The organism is Desulfobacterales bacterium, assembly GCA_029211065.1.
Classification (GTDB): domain Bacteria; phylum Desulfobacterota; class Desulfobacteria; order Desulfobacterales; family JARGFK01; genus JARGFK01.
On record JARGFK010000159.1, the window covers coordinates 1 to 6915 of the forward strand.

The 6915-nt window shown below is 57.9% G+C and carries 7 protein-coding genes; all 7 read left to right on the forward strand.

Annotation, left to right across the window (positions count from 1 at the left end):
- The coding region (locus P1P89_21335; GenBank protein ID MDF1594060.1) for a TRAP transporter large permease at nt 1-1296 on the forward strand (1296 nt) is incomplete at its 5' end.
- A gap of 114 nt (nt 1297-1410) precedes the next feature.
- Nucleotides 1411-2466: a TRAP transporter substrate-binding protein gene (locus tag P1P89_21340; GenBank protein MDF1594061.1), complete on the forward strand. Its 1056-nt coding sequence runs from the start codon at nt 1411-1413 to the stop codon at nt 2464-2466.
- 90 nt (nt 2467-2556) lie between these two features.
- Nucleotides 2557-3180, forward strand: a complete 624-nt coding sequence (locus tag P1P89_21345) for a TRAP transporter small permease (protein ID MDF1594062.1) — start codon at nt 2557-2559, stop codon at nt 3178-3180.
- Between the two features lie 16 nt (nt 3181-3196).
- Complete coding sequence (locus P1P89_21350; protein MDF1594063.1) at nt 3197-4495, forward strand: TRAP transporter large permease; 1299 nt, start codon at nt 3197-3199, stop codon at nt 4493-4495.
- A gap of 30 nt (nt 4496-4525) precedes the next feature.
- Nucleotides 4526-5242 carry an aspartate/glutamate racemase family protein gene (locus P1P89_21355; protein ID MDF1594064.1) on the forward strand — a complete coding sequence of 239 codons (717 nt, stop codon included), beginning with the start codon at nt 4526-4528 and terminating at the stop codon, nt 5240-5242.
- 10 nt (nt 5243-5252) lie between these two features.
- Nucleotides 5253-6638 (forward strand): dihydroorotase, encoded by a 1386-nt coding sequence (gene pyrC, locus P1P89_21360; protein MDF1594065.1) that lies wholly within the window; start codon nt 5253-5255, stop codon nt 6636-6638.
- The coding region (locus tag P1P89_21365; GenBank protein ID MDF1594066.1) for a DUF3830 family protein at nt 6635-6915 on the forward strand (281 nt) is incomplete at its 3' end. The genes pyrC and P1P89_21365, both read left to right, overlap by 4 nt.

Below are 6915 nucleotides of genomic sequence, written 5' to 3' on the forward strand. Positions count from 1 at the left end.
GGAAGGAACCTCGTCATGACATTGATTGTCGTGCTCACGTTTTTGGTTTTCGCCCTCCTCGGCATGCCGTTGGCGTTCGCCCTGGGCTTCGCGTCCATCGGGGCACTGCTGGTGGAGGATATCGAACTACTGGTCCTTCCCCAGCGCATGCTCCACGCCGTCGACAACTTCCCGCTCATGGCCATTCCGCTGTTCATGCTGGCAGGCGAGTTGATGGTCAAGGCCGGGATCATGACGCGACTGATCGATTTCGCCAACCGCCTGGTGGGGAGAATTCACGGGGGCCTGGCCCATGTGACCATCCTGTCGGGCATGATTCTGGCCGCCGTGAGCGGGGCCGCCGTGGCCAGCGCATCCGCCCTCGGAACGACCCTAGTCCCGGCCCTGCGGAAGCATTATGATTCCGGCTATACAAGCGCCGTCGTCGCCTCGGCGGCCAACCTCGGTCCGATCATTCCGCCCAGCAACGCGATGATCGTCTATGCCCTGATGGCCGGGGCGGGCGTTTCGGTCGGCGGCCTCTTCATGGCCGGAATCGTTCCGGGGCTCATCTTGACCATCGGTTTCATGGTCCTATCGAGTATCATCTCTTACCGCCGGGGCTACCCGCTCACAGGGGAGAAGTTTCATCTCATGAGCGTCCTTCGGGAGTCGCGAAAGGCGCTGATTATCATCATGATGCCGGTTATCGTCGTGGGTGGCATCGTCGGGGGCGTCTTTACCCCGACCGAAGGGGCGGCCATTGCGGTGGTTTACGCGCTGATCATCGGTTTCTTCGTCACCAAGGCGCTCAAGCTGTCCGACCTACCGGGAACGCTCTTCCGGGCGGCTGTGACCTCCGCGATGGTCTGTGCTCTGATTGCCTTCGCGGCGACGGTGACCTTCGTCTTTACGATCGACATGGCACCCAAAAGGCTCTCGGATTTCATCCAAGCCCTGACAGGCAATCCCTCGGCGTTCATCCTGTTGGTCATGGTGATGCTCATTGTGGTCGGCATGTTCATCGAGTCCAACGCCGCCTACATCATGCTGGTCCCCCTGTTCGCACCGATCGCGGTCGCCTACAACATCGATCCGCTCTATTTCGGATTCCTCTTCGTCCTGAACCTGGTGGCCGGCATGATGACACCGCCCGTCGGCGTTCTGCTTTTTGTGATGTGCGGGATCACCCGCATATCGATGACCGACCTGATCCGTAGCGTCTGGCCATTCGTTGCGCTGCAATACGGGGTTCTGATGTTATGCTTTTTGTTTCCCTCCCTCGTAACGGCCCTGCCACGTTATCTGGGCTTCTAATGGAGCAAGTGTTTCCCTCGGGCAGGACCCCGGGGATGGTTGTCGGACAGGTGATTTTTCCTAAACACGCAGGATAATTCCTGCATTAACCAGAAGGAAAGTAAGGAGGAATCGATGAAGTTTCTAAAGCACTGCACGATGTTTGGAATCCTATTGTCCTTTGGACTGGCGGCCGGGACGGCTGTGGGTGCTGAAAAGGTCACTTTACGCGCCCTCGGCAACTTTACCAAGCAGATCCAGAGCACTGCGGTCGAGCAGCCCTTCTTTAAAAAACTCGGCGAGGAGAGTGGCGGCCGGTTGAATGTCCAGTTCCGGACAATGGATGAACTGGGTCAGAAGGGCTTTCAGGGCATGCGCCAGCTCAAGGGCGGCGTTTTCGATATCATGGCCATCCAGCTCGGTTACGTCAGTGGCGACGACCCTTTCTTTCAGGGGGTTGACCTTGTCGGTGTTTCGCCGGATATTGCCACAACTAGGAAAGTGGCCGAAGCCTACCGGGAGGAATTCGACAGTCGCCTGCAGAAGAAGTTCGGCGGCAAGCTCCTGGCGATCTGGCCCTACGGCGACCAGATTTTCTGGTTCAAGGATAAAGTGAATGGGCTCGACGATTTCAAGGGGAAAAAGATCCGGATCTTCAGCCGTCCCATGGCGGAGTTTGTCAAAAAATTTGGCGCCACCGGCGTCAGCCTGGCTTTTCCCGAGGTTTATACCTCCCTGCACACGGGCGTCATTGATGGTGCCGTATCCGGATCACTGGCCGGCAATACGGCCTCTTGGTACGAAGCGGCCAATCACCTCTATATGATGCCCATGGGCTACTCGCTTCAATTGCACGTCGTGAATCTGGATTTCTGGAACAAACTCACTCCCGACGTGAAGGATTATCTGACAAAGAAGTTCAAGGAACTCGAGGATGAGCTCTGGAAGCTCGGCGCATCCGCGACCCAAGACGGGGTGAACTGTAACACCGGGCAAGGGGTCTGCACCTACGGCAAGAAGGGCAAAATGTCAGTTGTTCATGCCAACGCAAAAGACAAGGAACGGATGAAAAAGGCGGTGGAGGAGGTTGTCCTCCCTGACTGGGCCGCGTCGGCCAACAAGATTGATCCCAAGGCCATCGAGATCTGGAACCGGACCGTGGGAAAGGTCGTTGGCATGACCATCAAGTAGCGTCAGACATTCAAGAAATTTGGACCACCCATCCGGAGGGGGACGGCGCGGGGTGCGCCGCTCCTCTCCTTCAGGGAGCAGGAGGTCGTGATGAATCTCCGTCGGATGATTGAACGTTTTGATGGCGCCAGTCGCTTTTTCGCGATTACGGCAGGATGGGCACTTCTGGGGTTGTCCGTATACATCGGCATCGACGTGGTTGGGCGGAAGCTGCTGAACATCACCCTTCAGGGGTCCGACGAAATCGGCGGCTACATCATGGCTGCCATATGCGCTTTCGGTTTTTCCTACGCTCTTGCCAAACGGGCGCACATCCGCCTGAATCTGATTCTCCCTCACCTGCCCCCGGGCTTTCAAGGGATCGCAAACGTCTTGGCCTACTCGGCGCTGGCGGGATACGCCTATATGCTGGCCTGGCGGGGATCCGCTCTTTTCTTGGAATCATGGCAGCTCCAGGCCATTGCCCCGACACCGTTGCAAACCCCGCTTTGGCTTCCTCAGATGATCTGGGTGGCGGGGCTTGTCTGGTTTTCCATCCACATGACGATGTATCTTGTTGAGATCCTGATCCTGGTTTGGACGGGTAGAATGACTGAACTCAACGGGATCTTCGGTGTGGAAACGGTGGAGAAAGAAACCTCCCGCGAAATCGAGGAGGCTAAGCGCGACCAGCAGAAACGTGCCCCATCAAGTCAACTTTTTCCGCGAAACTGACGGAGGTCGATTTCCTATGCAGATTATAATCGGTTTTGCGGTCCTGTTTCTTCTTCTGGGTATTGGCATCCATGTCGCGTCCGTCCTGATGACGATCGGCCTGACGGCCGGGATTTTCAGTATCGGCAAGGCCATCATCATGGATTTCGGCAACCAGGCATGGATGTCGCTGAACAGCTTTATTATGACCTCCGTGCCCTTGTTCGTTCTGCTCGGGGAGTTCCTCCTCCGCAGTGGTCTTACAGATCGGATGTACACGGCCCTTTCTACCTGGCTGGCCAGATTGCCCGGGAGGCTCCTCCACACGAACATCGGGGCCAGCGCAATCATGGCTGCCACTTGCGGATCGAGCGTCGCCACGGCGGCGACGATCGGGACAGTGGCCATCCCGTGCCTCACTGCTCGGAATTACGATAAGCGACTCATTATGGGCTCCCTGGCGGCCGGCGGTACTCTGGGCATTCTGATTCCACCGAGCATCAATATGATCATCTATGGGTCCATTGCCGATGCCTCGATCGGCCGCCTCTTCATGGGCGGCGTTGTTCCCGGACTCATCTTGGGCGTTTTCTTCAGCCTGATCATTGTGGTCGTGGCGCTTGCCCGACCGTCGATAGCCGGTGATCCCGAACCGAAGACAACCTGGTTGTTTAAGTTCAAGGCACTTCCGTCGTTTTTGCCCATCTTCTTGATCATCTTTGCGATCATGGGGAGTATTTATCTGGGATGGGCGACGCCCACCGAGGCGGCGGCACTCGGCGTTTTAGCCGTGCTGGGCATTGCTGCCTTAGCAGGCCGCGTGACGATCGCCATGCTCCACGAATCTTTCGCTTCGACGATGAAGACCACGGCCATGATCTTGCTCATTATGGTGGCTGCGTCCTACATGAACTACGTCCTCTCGCTGATCGGAATTCCGCAACAGCTGTCCAGCTGGTTCGTCAGCCTCAATATCAGCCCTGCTTTAACGATGTGGCTCATTGTCCTGTTCTACCTGATTCTTGGCATGTTCATCGAAACGATTGCCATGATGGTGACAACGATTCCGTTGGTGGTGCCGCTTATCGTCGCCGTGGGCTACGATCCGGTCTGGTTCGGGGTATTTCTGATGATCCTTTGCGAGATGTCCCTGATCACCCCGCCGGTGGGGATGAATCTCTATGTCGTTCAGGGAATTCGAACAGACAAAGGACCCCTGAAGGACATTATCATCGGCGTCGTTCCCTTTCTGACGATGATGTTGCTTTTGTGCGCGGTTCTCATCTATGTCCCGCAGCTTGTGCTGTGGCTCCCGAACCAGATGCTCGGTAAATAGATCTATATTAATCATATGAAGGAGATGGAATTGAAAATCCTCGTGGTCAATCCTAACAGTTCGGACATCGTCACCGGCGTTATTGAAAAGTCGGCAAGAAAGAAGGCGAACCCCGCCACGGAACTCTTTTTTCTGACGAACCCTGCGGGGACGAAGAATATAGACAGCGCCTTCGCCGACTATCAGTCCAGCTGGTCGCACATCCGGGCCTGCCTGAAAAAAGTCCAAGATATCCGGCCAGACGCCGTCGTCTTGGCTGGCTTCGGAAACGTCGGGATCAACGCCCTCAAGGAGGCCCTTGCCATCCCTGTCGTCAGCATTTCCGAGGCGACAATGGCCACGGCGTGCCTTCTTGGCCACCGGTTCAGCATTGTGACTATGCTGCGCCAGTTCATCCCCTATCAGGAGGACTTGGTCCGGCTCTACGGTTTTAAGGACAAATGCGCTTCCTGCCGGGCCATCAACATCAATGTCGAGGCAGCCGCGACTGAGAGAGAAAGGACGCTGGCGGAACTGCGGGAGGAGATACTGCGCGTTGCCAAGGATGACGGTGCCGAGGTGATCATCCTGGGCTGCGCCGGCCTCTGCGGCTATGAGGACGAGCTGACGGAAATGCTTGGCCTGCCGGTTCTGGACCCGGTGGTTGTCGCGGTGAAGGTCGCTGAAATGATGGTTGAAACAGGCCTGAATCACAGCAAGGTTCGAAAATTCGCCTCACCACCACAGGCACTGGAATCATACTTTTGAGGAGCAGGTGATGAAGATCGACAGGGCTTTGATCAATGGTACTATCGTCACTTCCGAGGGGCGTTTTCGAGGTGGGATCGGCATAAGGGATGGGCGGATCGCTGCGATCACTGAAGGTGGCAATGGATTCACGGGCGGAGAGATTATCGACGTCGCCGGAAACTATATCCTTCCCGGCGTCATCGATGCCCATATCCATTTTCAAGACCCCGGCTTCACTCATCGCGAGGATTTCGAACATGGAACCGCCGCCTGCGCTGTGGGCGGCATTACTACGGCGATTTCCCACCCAATGAACGATCCCGCCGTCGTGGACGTCGAATCGTACCAGGCCAATCTCGACGCCTACCGCGGCCGCGCAGTCGTGGACTACGGTCTCCACGGAGGCGGAACGGCGGACAACGTGGAGGAGGTGGAGTCGCTCTGGAGTCAGACGGGGGCCACGGCCGTCAAAATGTTCATGTGCTTTTCCGTCAAGGAATTTCCCTTCGTCCAGGACGACGCGATGTTCGAGATTCTGGAGCGGCTCGCCCGGCAGGGCGGCCTGGCGATCATCCATGCGGAAAACGAGGGCCTGATCCGGCAGAAGGAGCAGCAGCTCAAGGCGGCGGGGCGCCGCGATCCTATGGCCTACAACGAATCGCGGCCCGCCTACGTGGAGATCGAAGCCGTCCGCCGCGCGATCGTGATGCTGGAGCAGACGGGGGCCGCGGCGCTCATCGCCCATGTTTCCACGGCCCGGGCACTCGAGGAGATTCGGGCGGCCCGGGAGAGGGGTGTCCGGATCTGGGCGGAGTCCTGCCCCCATTTCTTTACCTTTGTCGATGAGGATATGAATCGCCTCGGGCCCTTCCTGAAATTCTCTCCGGTCATGCACGACGACGCCAACCGGAAGCGGTTGTGGGAGCTCCTGGAGCAGGGATACATCCACACCCTTGGCTCCGATCACTGTCCCTTTGCGGCGGCCGAGAAGGAGGCAGGGTTGCAGGATATCTGGAAGGCGCCCAATGGCATCCCCGGCCTGGAGGTAATGCTGCCGGTATTCCTCGATGGGGTGAACCGGGGGCTTCTCTCCTTTGAGAGGCTTGTCGAGGTCACCAGCCGCAATCCGGCCCGTCTCTACGGCATGGCCCCCGCCAAGGGGGATATCCGGCCGGGCGCCGATGCCGACCTGGTCGTCGTGGACATGGGCCTGACCAAAAGCTTTTCCGCCATGGAGCGGAAATCAAAATGCCCCTGGTCGCCCTATGAAGGGATGACCCTGAAAGGATGGCCGGTGATGACCTACGTTCGCGGGGAATTGGTGGCCGACCATGGCCGGATCTGCGTCTCCCCAGGATACGGCCGCTATGTCCCCCGTCCGAAGGGCGCCAGAGAGGGGAAAGGACAGCCATGACGATAATAGGAATCACTACCGGCCCCTTTTTCTTCAAGGCCCGGATGGAGGCCGCCGCCCCGCAGACCTGCCGGTGGTTTCAGGGCCGGCTTCCTTTCGGCAGCCGGATTATCCACGTCCGCTGGAGTGGCGAAGCCGTCTGGATCCCCTTCGGGAACGAAAAAACCGAGCTGGGTTTTGAAAACCACACCAGCCATCCGACCAAGGGGGAGATCCTCCTTTACCCCGGGGGGCTCAGCGAGGTCGAAATACTCCTGGCCTACGGCGACGTCGCCTT